The sequence below is a fragment of the Hymenobacter properus genome, from assembly GCF_015694735.1.
Lineage (GTDB): Bacteria > Bacteroidota > Bacteroidia > Cytophagales > Hymenobacteraceae > Hymenobacter > Hymenobacter properus.
In genome coordinates this window covers 1,321,422-1,336,748 of record NZ_JADQDP010000001.1, presented here as the reverse complement: position 1 = coordinate 1,336,748, position 15,327 = coordinate 1,321,422, and the positions used below count along the sequence as shown (strand labels likewise).

The window sequence follows — 15,327 nt, the reverse complement described above, 5'->3', positions numbered from 1 at the left end:
GTAAGACGCTGGAGCCACTCCGGACACAGCCGGCACAAAAAAGCCCCGACTGCTTGCGCAGCCGGGGCTTTTTAGGAAAGTCAACAAGCTGTTATTCCACTACCAGCTTCTTGACAATGACGCCGGCACTGGTTTTCAAGTGCAGGGTGTAAACGCCCGTAGCTAGGTCAGCCAGGCTGAGGCGGTGGGGAGCCGCACCCTGAGCGGGCAGCGACTGGGTACGTACGGACCGGCCCAGGGCATCCACCAGTTCGGCCACAACCGCCGTGCGGCCCAGGGCCGCCGGCAGTTCCACGAAAGCCGTGGTAGTGGCCGGATTGGGGTAGAGGCCCACCTGGGCGGCCAGCGCGGCCGGGGCCGTGGCTAGCACGGCCTGCGGCGAAAACACCAGCTCGAAGCGGCCGGTGATGAGCGCCGAAGCGTTGCTCACCGTGAAGGTGTAGCTGGGTTGGGTGCGCAGGTCGATGACGGCGCCGCTCTGCAGGTCGCGCAGGTACACGGGCGTAGTGCCCAGGTTCAGCAACTGCGCAGTGCTCAGCGTGTAGCTGCCCACGGCGGGCACGCCCACGGCCAGCGGCACCACGCGCTGCGTGGTAGTCAGCGGCGCGCGCCCGTCAATAGCCAGGCGCTGGGTGGCCGAGAGGCTGGTGCTCAGGTTCAGGCCCGAGGGGTTGGGCAGCTTTTCGGCGTCGTATTGCGCGTCGAAGCCGTCGGTAGCGCCCTGCTCGAAGTACACGAAGGCCGCGTCGGTCAGCGTGCTGCCGGCGCCTTGCAGGTGCAGCTCCACCAGGGGCCGGGTTTCGGTGGTGCGCTGATAAGTGGGGCTCGTGTAGGTGGTGGGGCGCTGGCTGTTACGGAAGGTAACCGAACCGTTCGTCTGGCCCTGGGCCACCTGCACGAAGAAGCCTTGGCCCTGGGCCACCACCGGGCTGACGGTGCCGATGCCCGCGCTCGCGCTGTAGAAGCCGTAGACGCCGGTGTAGGGATTGCGGGGGTCGTTGCTCTGGTACACGTACATCGTGCCGCCTACGTTCGGGCGGTCCGCAACGCTCACCTGCGACCAGTCTAGGGGCGAGGGGTAGGGGTTGCCAACCAGGTTGTAGCCCGCGGAGCCGTCGGTGGGCAGGGCGGCGGGGCGGGCCACGTTCACCGTCTGGGTGCCGTTGTTGAGAGGGCCGGTGAAGTTCCAAGTCTGGCCGCCGCCAATCAGCACGGTGTAGCCCTGGCCCACGTTCAGCGGGTCAGTGAGGGCGTTAGGCGAATACCAGCCCTTGTCGAACAGGTTCAGGTTGTTGTTCGTCGTGGTCAAGCGGGTCGGGTCGTAGCCATACACCGTGGGGAAGGACGGTACCAGCAACGGCGTGGCCGACGTGTTGTAGGCCGGGTTCACCACCGGCGTGTAGCCGCTCGTCGTCAGGCTGCTCACCGTGGCGTTGCCGATGGCCGGGCTCACGTGGCGGTAGCCCAGGTTGGGGTTCAGGCTGGGGTCGATGTAGCGCTGCACGGTGGCGGTGCCGGTCACAACCGCACTACTGTTATTCACCACCATCGCCGTACCCGCCGCATCCGAAACCAGGGTGAAGGGGTTGCCGTTGGCGGCAAAGTTGCCGTTGAGCAGGAGCAGGCGCCGCACCGAGGTCACGTTCGGGTTGTTGAGCTGCGCGCCGTTGGGGCCCACGGTCAGGTTCCAGAAGCGGTTGACGCCGCCGCCGTTTAGCAGGCTCAGCGCGCTGCTGCCCAGCACGAGCGTGCCGCCGTTGCTGCCCGAGAAGCCGGCGAAGATGCCGTTGTTGGTCAGATTGGCCGCGAGGATGAGCGTGTTGTCGGTCATCGTCAGCGAGGCCCCGGAGGCGATGCTCAGGTTACGGGCGTTGGCCGGCGCGTTGGCCGTGATAATCGGGAAGCGCCCGCCGCTGGGCGAAGTGGGGATGGTCGCGTCAAGCGTGGCGTCGGGCACCTGATTGGGCGTCCAGTTGCTGGCATCAAACCAGTTGGTGTTGTTGTTGCCGGTCCACGTTACCGCCGTCACGGCCGGGGCCGCAATGGTGAGGGAGTAGGCGCGGGAGCCGCTGTAGGGGCCGGGGGCGGCCGAGGCGTCGGTGGCTGTCACCGTGAAGTTGAACGTGCCGCTGGCCGTGGGTGTGCCCGAGAGCGTGCCGTTGGTCAGGGTCAACCCGTTCGGCAGGGCGCCGGCCGTGATGGCAAATGCGTAAGGAGCCGTGCCGCCCGAAGCCGTGAGGGTCTGGCTGTAGGCCGTGCCCTGCGTGCCGTTAGGCAGCGAGGCCGGGGCTACCGTGATGGTGGGAGCCGCAACAGTCAGCGTGTAGCTGCGCGACCCGCTGTAGGGGCCGCCGCTGCCTGCGGTTGAGGCATCGGTGGCCGTCACAACGAAGGTGAACGAGCCGCCGGCTGTGGGCGTACCCGCGATGGTGCCGTTCGTCAGGCTCAAGCCCGCGGGCAGGGCACCGGCCGTGATGGCATAGGCATAGGGAGCCGTGCCGCCCGAGGCCGACAGGGCCTGGCTGTAGGCCGTGGCCACCGTGCCCGTCAGCAGCGTGGCCGGGGCCACCACAATGGTCGGGGCCGCGATGGTGAGCGTGTAGTTGCGCGAACCACTGTAGGGGCCGGGGGCGGCCGAGGCGTCGGTGGCCGTTACCGTGAAGGTGAACGAGCCGCTCGCCGCGGGCGTGCCCGACAGGAGCCCGGCTGCCGTCAGCGTCAGGCCCGTGGGCAGGGCACCGGCCGTGATGGCGTAGATGTAAGGAGCCGTGCCGCCCGAAGCCGACAGGGCCTGGCTGTAGGACGTGCCCCGCGTGCCGCCAACCAGCGTGGCCGGCGAGACCGTGATAGTCGGGGCCGCGAACTGCACGCTCGCCGTGTTGGTGAACGCGTTGCCCGTGTTGTTGTCGTCGAAGGCCACGTTGTCGGCCAGGGTCACCGACACGGTGCCGAACCCGCTGGGCGTCACGGTGAAGGTGTAGGGGCCCGCGCCGCTGCCGCTGAAGCTGCCGCTGGTCAGCGTGCCGCCGGTCACCGTCACGTCCGAAGCCGTGAAGCTCGTGCCCACGCTCTGCGTGAAGCTCACCGAGAATGGAATGGGCGCGGTGCTAGTGGGGCTGGTCGAACTCGTGCTCACCGTGGCCGTCAGGGGCGCGGCCGTCACGGTGAACGTGGCCGAGGTGAAGGTTCCGTAGAGGCCAAGACCACTAATGTCGGGCTGAATGCTGCCCACAAACACGGTATTATTGAAGTTATCCAGCAGGTACACGTTCAGCACCTGGTCGTCGTTCCTGCCGTTGTTGGTCCGCTCGGCGGCCCGGAAGCGGACCTGGTAGCTGCCCGTGGGCACGGCCAGGGGCTGCGCCACGCTGCCGTTGTTGCCGGTCGAGCTTAAGCTTTGCAGGAGCGCCACCGCGTTGAGGTCGGCCGCCGTCGAGCCGAAGCCGCTCCCATTGCGTGACACGCCCGCTTGCGTCGTGAACGTCCAGGGCGAGGCCACGACCCCGGTCTGCTGGTAGAGGAAGCCACCGGCGGGCACGTTGTTGGCTTCGAAGCTGCCATTTTGGATGCCGTTAGTCACGACGGTGGTAGTGCCGCTTTGCAGCACCTGTACCAAGTCCACGAAAGCCGTCACGTCGCTGAAGCCGCTGGGGCTGCCCATGCCCTGAATGCGCAGGGTGGGCTTGGCCAGGAAACTCTTGTAGAGGGTGTAGCCGGGGCCTCTAACCGGCAGGCTGCTCACCGTGGGGGATACCCCCGTGCTGTTGACCAGCTGTAGCTCCAGACTGCCGTTGCCGGTGCCCGTGTTCACGACCACGTCGTAGGTCGTCGTGCTGCCGCTCACGGCGGTTACGCTGGCCACGGAGGCCCCGCTCACCGACGTGCCGCTATTCGCCACCGAGAAGTTACCCGTGTTCAAGCCCGTGACGCCGCCGGAGAAGGTAGCCCGGTAGGTCAGCGTCGCCGTCGCCGTCGGCGATGGCGTCACCTGCGTCAAGGTTGCCGTGACGAGCGGCAGCGAATAGGTGAACGAGTAGGTGCTCGAGGCCGGGTTGAAGTTACCGGCTTGGTCCTGAACGGTGTTGGCCAGCACCTGCACCGTCACGTTGCCCGCCCCGCTGGGCGTCACCTGGAAGGTAAAGGTGTTGCCGCTGCCGGCCGTCGGGCCGCTGGTCACCGTGCCGCCGCTCACCGCGATGTCGCCGCTGGCGAAGCCCGTCACCGGCTCGCTGAAGGTGGCCGTGAACAGCACCGGCGAGGTCGTGGTCGAGCCGCCGTTGGTCACGGTGCTGCTGGTCAGGGAGGTCACCGTCGGGGCCGTCGTGTCCACCGTGAAGGTGTTCGTGTTGGAGTTGGCGCTCACCGTACTGCCGCTGGTCTGGGCCGTGGCATACACTTGGTAGCTGCCGCTGGTCAGGGCCGTGGGCTGAGCCAGCGAAAAATTGCCGCTGGCGGTGGCCGTGGTCGTGCCGATGGCGGAGGCCGCACCGGAGGCCGGGCCGACGTACACCGTGACGGTGCTACCAGCCGGGGCCGTGCCCGAGTAGGTCGGCTGCGAATTATTGGTCAGGCTGCCGTTGGCCGGCGCGGTCACCACCGGCGCCGCCGTCACCGGCTGCTGCACCGTGAAGGCGCTGGTCACCGTCTGCGAGCAGGGAGCCGCCACCGAGATGTTGCCAGCGCCGAAAGTGGCTGTGGTGGGCACCACGAAGGAGAAGCCATTCGCCGTCAAGTTGCCCACAGTCGCCGTGGCACCGTTCACCGTCACGCTGGTCACGCCGCTCAGGTTGGTGCCGGTTACCGTCACCGGGGTGCCGCGCAGGGCCGAGGTGGGGCTCACGTTCGAAATCGTAATGGTGGGCGACGGGTTCACCGTCACCTGGGCCACCGACGTGCTGGTCTGGCCGTCGCTGCTGCTCACCGTCAGCAGCACGTACTGGGTTTTGTTGGCCTCGCTGCAGTCGTAGGTCAGGCTGGGGGCGTTGGCCGAGTAGGCAGCCTGCACGGCCAGCGCCTTGGGCGTGCCCGAGCAGGGGTCGCCAAACGTGTTGTTATTGGCATCAATGGTGCCCGAGTTTCTGTTTATCAGGGAGGCGTTCACCGTGGCGCGCACGTCGGTGCCGGGAGTGCCTCCGTTGCCCGTCGGCGAGCCGCAGGTGCTGGGCCCATAGTTGCCGTTCGTGCCCGTGGGGCTGCCGTACACGGCAAAGGGGATAGACGTGAAGTTCGCCCCATTAGGGGTGCTCAGCGCCAGCGTGCTGCCTTCGGTCACCCGCCCATATACAATTTTCTGGATGGTGTAGGTGAGCGTGCCCCCGCCGCTGCTGCCGTTGTTGACGCTGCTGGCGTTCAGGGTAGCGGTGCCGTTGGCGGTCAGGTTCACCGTTACAGCCTGCGAGGAAGCCACCAGCGGCTGCTGGTAGGTGACGCTGTACTGTGAGGCCGCCGTATTGCCGTTGCCGGCCAGGTCCTGGGCCACGTTGGCCGCCACGTTCACTCGCACGGTGCTACCGCTGCCGCTGGGCGTCACGTTGAAGGTGTAGGTGCTGTTGCTAGCAGCGAAGAAGCCCGATAGAGTGCCACCCGTCACTTGTACGTCGCTCGACGTGAAGTTCGACACGTTTTCCGTGAACGTCACCGTGAAGGCAATCGGCGTGGTGGCCGTCGTGCTGCCGTTGCTCACCCCCGGCGTCGAGCTGGTGATGGTCGTCGTCGGAGCCGTCTTGTCGATGGTATAGGTTTCACCGGCAAAGGGCACGTTGCTCACGCTGGGCGTAAGGCCGGTGCTATTGTTCAGATTCAGGGTGAGGGTACCGCTGCCGCTGCCGGTGTTCACCGTCACGGTATAGGTAGTGCCCGAGCCCGATACGCTGCTCACGCTGGGCGTTGCGCCCAGCGTACCGGTGGTCGTTACGCTGAAGTTGGCAGTCGTCAACCCCGTCACGCTGGCCGCGAAGGTCACCGTGTACTGCACGGTGGTGGCGTTGGTGGGGTTGGTGCTGGCTCGCACGATGGAGGTAATCGTCGTCGGCACCGGCGTGCCCGTTACCTGGATGTTGTCGAAGGCAATTTCTTCACCCCCGTTGTCGCCCACTTCCACCCGGAAACTCACGTTGGTACCCGCCACCGCGGCGGGCAGCGTGATGTCCACGTCTTGCATGGTGGTGGTCAGCGCCGTACCGGTACCGTTCTGAAGCAGTGCCCCTCCCGAGCCTGTAAAGTTTCCGGAAGGGAAGGCCTGCCAGCCCGCGCCGCTGTTCAGGTTGTAGGAAAAGCGCAGGAAGTCGTCGCTCGAAAACGTATTGCCCGCGGCAGCCGCCTTGAGCTTGAAGTGCAGGTTGGTGTAGCCGGTGGTATTGATGGGCGCCAGCATCAGCACTCCGCCAAGCGGCGTCGCGATATTGTTGCCCGCCGTGGGCAGCCCGTCGCTCGACGCGGGCAGGAATTCCTTGGTACCCCTGCCGTAGAAGTAGCCGCTGCCCTGGATTTGGCTGAAGACGGTGGTGGAGTTGAACGTAGCGCCGGGGGCGCCGGTCAGCCGCACAAAGCCCTGCGTTCCGGAGGTAGCCGTGTTGGAGCCGTAGGTCGTGCCTTCGCCGTCAGTCTCGAAGTCCACGGTGAAAGGCACCGCCAGACCCACCGCGCTATTGAGCGTGGCCGTCACCACGACGTTGCGGTTCAAGGGCGAACTGGTATTGGCGCCGTCGCTGACCGTAAACGCGAAGCTACGCGTCCCGCCGCGGGCGGCCGTAGAGGTGATGTTGCGGTACCTTACCGAGAGCAGCAGGTTCTGGTAATTGGCTTCCGATGAAGAGCCGGTAAAAGCCAATGCGCCGTTGGTGCTGTTGGCCGCGTCGAACGTGATGCCGCTGCCAGCAGGAATTGTGTACGTCAGCTCGTCCTGCGCCGCCACGCGGGTGCCGTTGGTGAAGACGACCTTGGCGGCGTCCAGCGTAGTGCCGGAGGGATTGTCGACGGTCAAATTGGTGAAAATGGGCAGCGCCGCGGCCCCTTCAGCATAAGCCCGGTCACCGGTGTCGGTTGTAGTTAGCGTCGGGCGGAGGGTGGTGGCCTGGCTGCCCGTTACCCGAATGTTGTCAAACCCTAGCTCCGCGCCCGGCTGGTTCTGGTCAGCCTCTACGCGGACAAACAAATACCCCGTGCCGTTCGGAATCGAAAAATCAAAATTGGTGAAGCTCCCGGTTAGGGCAGGCCCTTGGGTGCCGTTCACGAACTGGTACCATGAGCTGACAGTACCAGGATTAAGCCCCCTAAATTCGCCGGCTGTTATGAAACTGGAAGCTGCCGGAACGACGTTCGTCGGGGTATAAACGTATTGAATACGCAGATGCTCGTCCGATGAAGCGACGGGGCTGTTAGTAGCAGCGCGCGGGTCCGTGACCAGAATACTAATCTGGATGTTGTTGTAGTTCCCCGCGTTGGGTATCCCGTTGAGCGTCAACGTCGCCGAGGGTATGGTGCGGTTGAAATCCCTTACCCCTTCCGACGCCCAGAACCAGGAGCCATCGGGCGTCGGCTGAACAACCGGGTTTCCAAATCCCGTCTTCGGATTGGTCGTGCGGGTGAAATAAACGCTATTGGACGTGGTATTGGAGAAGCTACTCGTGTAGCCGTATTCACTACTGGTGCCTTCGAAGCTTTCCCTGATGCTCAACTGAGCCCAGGCGCTGCCGGAAAGCAGGAGCAGCAACCAGAGGATTAAATGTTTTTTCATAAAAAAAATATTGGAAAGGATGAAACAAAGGTACTATGTAATTCAGCGAGTTACTCGATTTTAGCGTTTCCTTTTTAGAGGAATCAGTTTAGCACCTCGCCGATGCCCACCCCAAGCTGCAGGAGCTGCGCCCCGGTGAAGTAGCCTTCTTCCAGGGCTACCATGTCAAGGCGCAGGGCTTCACGCTGGCCGCACGCTACCCAGATGCCGGCCGCCGCATCGGCGTGGAGCACCGTGCCGGGGGGCACCGGGCCGGTGGCGGCGTTGGGGTGGGGCAGCACGCTCAGCAGGCGCAGCGGCTGGCCGCGCAGGGTGGTCAGCGCGCCCCGGTTCCAAGGGTTGGCAGCGCGCACCAGTCGTTCAATGGCCGCGGCTGGCTCCGTCCAGCGCACCGATACATCGGCCAGGGCCGGGCGCGGCCAGTAGCGGGCCCGGGCCTCATCCTGGGGCACGGGCGTCAGGGGCGGCCCCTCGCCGCGCAGGCTGGCCAGCAGGCGCAGGGCCACGGGGGCGGCCTGCAGCGCCAGGCGGGCCCGGTGCAGCCCGTGCGTATCGGCCGGCCCAATGGGTACGGGCTCGGCCAGCAGCACGGGGCCGGTATCAAAGTCGGCGTCCATGCGGTGCACGGTCACGGCGCCGGCCGGTTCGCCGTTGCGCAGCTGCCAGAATAGGGGCTCGGGGCCGCGGTAGCCGGGCAGGGCGGCCAGGTGAAAATTGAGGAAGCCCAACGGCGGCACCGCCAGCAGCGCCGCCGGAATGCGCCAGGGCAGCGTAAACACCAGCACTGCTGCCGGCTGCAGTTCCCGCAGCCAGGCCGCCAGTTCTGGCGCCAGCTGGGGCCGGGCCAGTCGCACTACGGGCAGGCCTAGCGTGGCGGCCTGTTCAGCCAGCTGCTCGGTGGCATCGAGCGGGGCGCAGCGGGGCACGGCCACGCCCGCCACGGCGCCTTGGGCCGCCAGGGCCTGGAGAGCAGGCCAGCCCAGCTCGTTGCTGATGATAACGGCTACTTGCATGTGATAGGAAGCAGGAAAGCCCGCCGCCAATAAACCGCGCCGGCCTGGGTAGCAGATGGGCTGCTGCCCTGGCCGGCGCGGTTTATTGGCGGTAGAGGCAAGGGGTTAGCTGCGCGAGGGGTAGATGCCCGTTATGGCAATGGCGTAGTTCATTGCCATCAGGGGCTGGCGGTTTTCGTGGGGCTGGCTGCCGCCGCTGTTGTCCGTGTTGCCCGTAAACTGCCCGCCCAGGGTCGTGTTGGCCGAGCCATTGGCGTACTGGTTGCCCTGGTTTAGTGGAGGAGCCGGATAAGTATTGGAGGGCGACTTGCTGTCGGCCGAGTCCGACGTCTTCACGGTGCCCGAGAAGGCGTGCACGTGCGCCGGTATCTGGTTGGCGTTTAGCGCCACCGATTCGGTGCCGGCCACTTGGCCCATCGTGTAGTTGGCGCCACTGGCCGTCGACTGGCCCTGGCCCAGAATCACGCGGCCGCGCAGGTCGGGCAGCTTGAACGTGGTCACGCCGTCGCCGCCGTAGAAGGTGCCGAGCAGCGAGAACAGGGCCTGATTCTGGCTGATGGGCAACGTCTGGCCCTGGCAGAGCAGCCAGCCTTTCGGGGGAAAGTTGAAGCTCATGAGGCGAATCTCGCCGAGGAATATACCGTCCATATGATTGGGAGCTGATACGAGGTGGAAGAGGAGAAACTACTGTTGCGACGGGTAGATGCCAGTTAGGGCAATGATGTAGCTCGTCGCCAACACGGGCTGGATGTTGAGGTGCGGCGCGCTGTTACCCACTGGGGTGGTTTGACCGGTCACAGAACCGGGGGCCAAGGTGGCATTCGCTCCCCCCGCCGGGCTGGCGTATTCACTTGCTCCATTGCTCCCGAACTGGTTGTTAGCGGGCGTATTGGCGGGCGTGCCGCCGTTCATCGCGCTGATGGAGCTGCTGACCGGGTGCGCATGTGTCGCCATGTTCAGGGTGGTCAGCGTCACGCTCTCCACGCCCGTACTCATCCCTATCGGGTAATTGGTACCCGTAGCGGCCACGCCCTGGCCTACCACCACCCGGCTCTGCAGGTTGGGCAGGGCAAAGGTCGTTTGCCCGTCGCCGCCGTAGGTCGTGCCGACCAGTTGAAACAGCGCGGGGTTTTCACTAATACTGACCAGGCTGCCATCGCAGAACGCCCAGTTTTCCGGGGCGAAGTTGCCAGCAAAAACGCGGATTTCGCCAATGTAGTTATCCATAAGAAAAGCTGCTTAAAAGTCAGGGGTTAGGAACGGGGCGGGAAAACGCCCACCAGGCAGATGATGTAGTTCATGGTCAGGTAGGGCATCATGTTGCTGTGCGCCTGCCCGCCCCCGCTTGGGCCGGACGTCCCCTTGATAATGCCCTGGCCCATCGTTTTGCTGCCGGCTTCTTCCCCGTACTGATTGACGGCTGTCGTGGCCAGAAAATTATTGCTGGGACTGCCCTGGTCCGCTTGGCCATTGAAGGCCGGCAGCGTGCCGGTGATGGAGTGAATGTGGGCCGGAATCTGCGTCATATCCAGCGTGACGCCTTCACTGCCTACGGCCGCGCCCCGCGGGTACGTCGATAGCCCCGGGCCCTGCCCCGCGTTGATGATGGCCCGGCCGCAGAGGTTCGGCAGGGCGAAGGTGGTCGTGCCATTGCCGCCGTACGTCGTGCCCAGAATCGAGAACAGGGCCGTATTCGACCGGATTTGCATAATCTGGCCCTGGCATAAGGCCCAGTTCTGCGGCGCAAAATTGAACCCGACGGCGCGGATTTCGCCTATGTAAGCTTCCATAAAGGGGAATGAGAAAAAAGGTGAAGGAATAGAGAATGCTCTTGCCCACAAGCAAAAGCGGTGAAAACAGAGAAGGTATCAGAGCCATCGGCGGTTAGTTCACGTAAGTGGACCGTCCATGGTGGCCATCCAAGGCCGCGCGCATCACTCATTTGCGGTGCACGCCGAGTCGGTGGAGCATAACCTTCGCTTCTACTATCTGCCCCTATCCACACCAACATGGAAACAGGACAAGTCCGGAGGTGAACACAGCTTGAATTGAGGAACAAAAGCGGAAAAATGTCGGCTCAAGCATTTATAGCATTGCTCGTCAAAGCTTGATTCAGCACGAAAGCTACACGGCTGCTGATGCAAGCACAACTTGAGCGCATTACAAATTCATGGTTTGTATGTGAACTTCCGTATTTGGTATGTAGAGCCTGGCCGGGTAGATTATTCAATGCCTGAATGCAAGAAAAAACAGGATGCATCCTGCTGGTTTGCGCAAGCAAAGTAACGGTTTGTAAACAGGCGGTATTAGCGTAGAAATACCTGGTTTTCAGAACCAGGTATTTCTACGTAGATGGATGCCAATTTCGGGCGGTTCTTATGCCTCCAGCAGGCCGTGCTTCACGGCAAATACCACTAAGCCCGCCACGTTGGGGGCACCGGTTTTTTCGAGCAACTTTTGCCAGTGGCCCTCCACCGTGCGCCGGCTGATGCACAGGTGGGCGGCAATGTCGGCAGCCTTGCGCCCTTCGCAAATAAGCCGCAGCACCTCCTGCTCGCGCGGGGTGAAGTGCTCCTGTTCGTTGAGTTTGGCCGAGGCCGGCCGGGCTGGTTGCTGCAGGCCCCGCATGAGGGCCCGCGAAATGCGCGGCGTGAAATGGTGGCCGGTGGTGAGCACGCCTTCCAGCGCCTGAATGAGCTCGTCCTGGGTGGCGTCTTTGGGCAGGTAGCTGCGCACGCCGAGCTTCATCATTTGGGTGATGTACTTATCGGCCGAAAACATCGACAGGACGATGATTTTCAGGTCGGGGTACAGGCCGAGCAGCTGCTGGGCTACTTCGGCGCCGTCAGTCACGGGCATTTGCATGTCGAGCAGCAGCACGTCGGGCAGGCGCTGGGCGCAAAGGGCCAAAAGTTCGGGCAGGGTGGTGGCTTCCTCCACGGCGGCCACGTAGGGCAAGGCCTGCAAAATGAAGCGGAGGCCCTGCCGGAACAACGGGTGGTCGTCGAGCAGGGCGATGTGGACGGGGGAAGGAACAGCCATGTACAGTGGGGGTAGCCAATGATGGGCGAAGGTAGTAGTTCGGCCGGCGTGGAAAGCCGCGGACTAAGCCGCGGCCCGGAGCTGAATAAGGAAGTGGCTGCCCTGGCCCGGCGCTGACCGCTGCTGCAGGCGGGCGCCCAGCATTTGCACCCGCACGTCGATGTTGCGCAGGCCGGCCCCGCCCCCGGTGGGCGCCGCCACGAAGCCGCAGCCGTCGTCGCTCACTTCCAGCGTAAGCTGCGGGCCGTGCTGCTGCAGGCGCACCTGCAGGCTGGTGGCCCCTTTGGCGTGCTTCAGGGCGTTGTGGATGAGCTCCTGGCAAATGCGGTAGAGGGCCAGCTCCTGGGCCAGCGCCAGCGGCTGGGTGTAGTCCATCTCCAGTTCAATGGCCAGCGCCCCCGTCTCGTTGCACACATCTACCAGGTGCTGAATGGCCTCGGCCAGGCCGAAACGGGCCAGCACCGCGGGGTAGAGGCTGTGCGAAATGCTGCGCGCGTCGTGCACGGCCGCAGCTATCAGTTCTTCGACCAGGGCCAGCAGTTCGGCGGAGTTGTCGGGCACAGGCTGGCTGCGGAGGCGGTTGACGAGCAGCTTGGCGGTGGCAATGGTGGAGCCGATGCCGTCGTGCAAATCCTGCCCGATGCGCTCCCGCTCGCCTTCCTGCGCTTCGATGATGGCAGCTAGCAGCTCTTGCTGGTGCGCCGTTTCGGCGGTGCGCAGCCGCAGTTGCTGCTGCAGCAGGCGCTTTTGGTAGGTGAACAGAAACAGGAGCAGGCAGCCGGCGGCCACCACCATCATGCCAATGCTCCAAAAGAGTAAAGAACCAAATGTTACTTCTTCCGGGGTAGCCATAGCGCCACGCTGTAGCAGCAATAAAGCATGATGAACAGCAGCGAATGTACCATCCAGACGGTCATGTTCAGCTGGAAGGAGAAGCGCAGCAAGTAGTTGCTGAACAGCGCAATTTGTAGGTAGCCCAGGCAGTAGATGGTGAGCCCCGCCGATACCCAGAACATGGGCTCGCGCTTGAGCTGCTGCACGTGGAGTTCGTGCAGCAACTTGCGAAAATAAAGCCCCACCATCCCCAGCACCAGCACGCTTTGCAGCACCTGCTGCCCGGGCCGGAATTCTTTGAGCCCGCCGATGGAAAGACTATCGAATACCACATAAGCGGCAAAGCCCCCCACCAGCCAGGGCAGGGCCCGCGTGAAGGTGGGGGACTGGAGCGTTTTGCCGTAGAGCACGGCTTGCAGCCCAAACTCGCCAATGGCGCAGATGGGCATCAGAAACAGGTTGTTTGATTGCATCATCATCATCGCAAAGCCGATGATTTCGAGCGGCAAAATGAACCAGGTCAGGTACGCCAGGTACCGGATATTGTCTGGCAGGTGGCGAAAGCGGACGGCGCCCATGACGGCCGCCACCACCACCGGAACCGGCGTCAGCCGCGTCAGCCACTGCTCCGGCGTGAGGTACAAAAAATCATCCATGCGGGCAACGCGCTAGCTCCGCCAGGGGCAGCGCCACCAGGGTTAGCGAATCGGCGGGCAGGGCGTCGACAAATCGTAGAACGACTCGTCGGTAACGGGTTGGCCTTGCTGCACGGCCTGGGTCGGGTCGAAGCGGCGCGCCACCAGCCCAAAGGTTTGCGTCGGGCTGTTGAGGTTGGTGGGCGAGTAGTAGGTGTGCAGGCCCAGCCAGAGGCGGATTTCCTGCTGCCCGTAAGCCTGGTCGGTGAACAGTGGCTTGACGAAGTCCTTGAGGTCAAAATTGTAGCCTTCCAGCGGCCCCGCGGGCGTGGCAAACATGTCGGTCGTCACGGCCGACGCCCCCTTCCAGCTGTCGACCCACAGGGTAGCCAGGTTGTCGGGCACAGGCTCGCCCAGCACTGGCGCCGTGCTTTGCGTCCACCACGGCTGGGCCAGGTAATAAGCCGACTTGCGGCCTTCGGGCTGCTGCGTGTCGTCGGCGGCAAAGAGCACCAGCGAGAACTTCTGCTGGCCGCCGTCGGGTATCAGCACAAAGCGGGCTTTTATCTGCTTGGCCCCCACTGCCGACACCAGCTCTGCCACGCGCATGATGGGAAAGCTCACGTAGGCCACCCGGGCGCCAGCTTCGGCCTCGAAGCTGCCCGGCAGCGCCGGACTTTCGGCCTGGCTGACGAGGTTCAGCCAGTTGGCCGCGTATTGCGTGAATTCTTCCTGCGTCAGAAAGCCGGAGGGGGTGGAGATGTTTTGCATGAGTTGAAGAAAGGGGAATGAAAAGCCGTGATGCGCTTCAGCAAAGCAAATAAAGGGCCCGCGCGCCAAAGCCAAAACGGCGACGCCGGGCTTTCGGGCACGGGCGGCCGCTTGCTCCGCTGCAGGGGCAAAGGAATGCGATAAGCAGAAGAGTTGTGCAGGTAGAAATACGCGGTTTTCACAACCACGTATTTCTACGGGTGGGCTGGGCCAATTAGTCCAGCTCCACCATGGCCTTGATGACGCCGTTGGCGGGGTCGAGCCAACCGGCAAATTCGGCCTGCACGGCCCCAAACGGCACCCGGTGGGTGATGTAGGTGGTGGGCTGCACCAGGCCCCGCTTCATGCATTGAATGACGTGCTCAAAATCGGGGCGGGTGGCGTTGCGGCTGCTCATGAGCGTGGCCTCGCGCTTGTGAAACTCGGGGTGTGAAAAGCTGATGTCGCCCTTCTGCAATCCCACCAACACAAACCGCCCGCCCGGCGCCAGGTAAGCAAACGCGTTCAGAATGGCCTTCTGGCTGCCTGTGGCGTCGATGACAACTGTAGGCATGTCGCCGTTGGTAATGGCGGCCAACTGCGCCGCCACATCGGGCGCCAGCGCGTTGACGGTATGGGCCACGCCCAACTTCTCCTGGCAAAAAGCCAGGCGCTGCTCGTTGATGTCGAGGGCGATGACCTGTGCCCCGGCAATGCGGGCAAACTCCATCACGCCCAGCCCAATGGGGCCAGCGCCCACCACCAGCACAAACTCGCCGGGCTCCACGGCCGCGCGGCGCACGCCGTGGGCGCCAATGGCCAGCGGTTCTACCAAAGCCAGCTCATCGAAGCTCAGGCCGTCGCCATGCACCAGCTTATCGGCCGGCACGGCCACCACGTCGGTCATGCCGCCGTCCACGTGCACGCCAAACACCCGGATGCTGGCGCAGCAGTTGGGCAGCCCGCGGCGGCAGGCAATGCAGTGGCCACAGTTGAAGTAGGGAATAAACGTGACGGCTTCGCCCGGGGCAAATCCTTCGGCTCCGCCGGCATCAATCAGCTCGCCGGCCAGCTCGTGGCCCAGCACACGCGGGTAGCTGAAAAACGGCTGCGTGCCCTGGAAAGCGTGCAAATCGGTGCCGCAGATGCCGATGCGCCGGATGCGTATCAGTGCCTCGCCCTGCTGGGCGGTAGGGTGGGGGTGCTGCTGGTAAGCAAACTGGCCAGGCTCCAGGCAAACGAGGGTGTTCATTGGTGGATTGGTGGGGTGGTGGACTATTGGGGAGGCGAAGCAAACGCCTGTCATCCTGAGCGCAGC

Annotated in this window: 10 protein-coding genes; all 10 read right to left on the bottom strand. The window is 64.0% G+C overall.

Features of this window, described 5'->3' with window-relative positions:
• Positions 1-91: 91 nt before the first annotated feature.
• The 10 genes from I2I01_RS05620 to I2I01_RS05575 all read right to left on the bottom strand — a co-directional run bounded on the left by I2I01_RS05620 (position 92) and on the right by I2I01_RS05575 (position 15,261).
• On the bottom strand, positions 92-7,735 hold the full coding sequence (locus tag I2I01_RS05620) for a putative Ig domain-containing protein (protein WP_196285421.1): 7,644 nt from the start codon (positions 7,733-7,735) through the stop codon (positions 92-94).
• Between the two features lie 83 nt (positions 7,736-7,818).
• Positions 7,819-8,748 carry a methionyl-tRNA formyltransferase gene (locus tag I2I01_RS05615; protein WP_196285420.1) on the bottom strand — a complete coding sequence of 310 codons (930 nt, stop codon included), beginning with the start codon at positions 8,746-8,748 and terminating at the stop codon, positions 7,819-7,821.
• A 105-nt stretch (positions 8,749-8,853) separates the two neighbouring features.
• Positions 8,854-9,396, bottom strand: coding sequence for a phage tail protein (locus tag I2I01_RS05610; RefSeq protein ID WP_196285419.1), 543 nt, complete (start codon positions 9,394-9,396; stop codon positions 8,854-8,856).
• A gap of 36 nt (positions 9,397-9,432) precedes the next feature.
• A complete protein-coding gene (locus I2I01_RS05605) occupies positions 9,433-9,975 on the bottom strand; it encodes a phage tail protein (protein WP_196285418.1) in 543 nt (180 codons plus the stop codon).
• 26 nt (positions 9,976-10,001) lie between these two features.
• Positions 10,002-10,538, bottom strand: a complete 537-nt coding sequence (locus I2I01_RS05600; RefSeq protein WP_196285417.1) for a phage tail protein — start codon at positions 10,536-10,538, stop codon at positions 10,002-10,004.
• Positions 10,539-11,124: 586 nt separating this feature from the next.
• Positions 11,125-11,790: a response regulator transcription factor gene (locus I2I01_RS05595; protein ID WP_196285416.1), complete on the bottom strand. Its 666-nt coding sequence runs from the start codon at positions 11,788-11,790 to the stop codon at positions 11,125-11,127.
• Positions 11,791-11,853: 63 nt separating this feature from the next.
• Positions 11,854-12,642, bottom strand: a complete 789-nt coding sequence (locus tag I2I01_RS05590) for a sensor histidine kinase (protein WP_196285415.1) — start codon at positions 12,640-12,642, stop codon at positions 11,854-11,856.
• A complete protein-coding gene (locus I2I01_RS05585) occupies positions 12,621-13,280 on the bottom strand; it encodes a hypothetical protein (protein ID WP_196285414.1) in 660 nt (219 codons plus the stop codon). The genes I2I01_RS05590 and I2I01_RS05585 overlap by 22 nt, the downstream gene beginning before the upstream one ends.
• Positions 13,281-13,322: 42 nt before the next feature.
• Positions 13,323-14,030, bottom strand: a complete 708-nt coding sequence (locus I2I01_RS05580; protein WP_196285413.1) for a hypothetical protein — start codon at positions 14,028-14,030, stop codon at positions 13,323-13,325.
• A 214-nt stretch (positions 14,031-14,244) separates the two neighbouring features.
• Positions 14,245-15,261, bottom strand: coding sequence for a zinc-binding alcohol dehydrogenase family protein (locus I2I01_RS05575; protein ID WP_196285412.1), 1,017 nt, complete (start codon positions 15,259-15,261; stop codon positions 14,245-14,247).
• Positions 15,262-15,327: the final 66 nt, after the last annotated feature.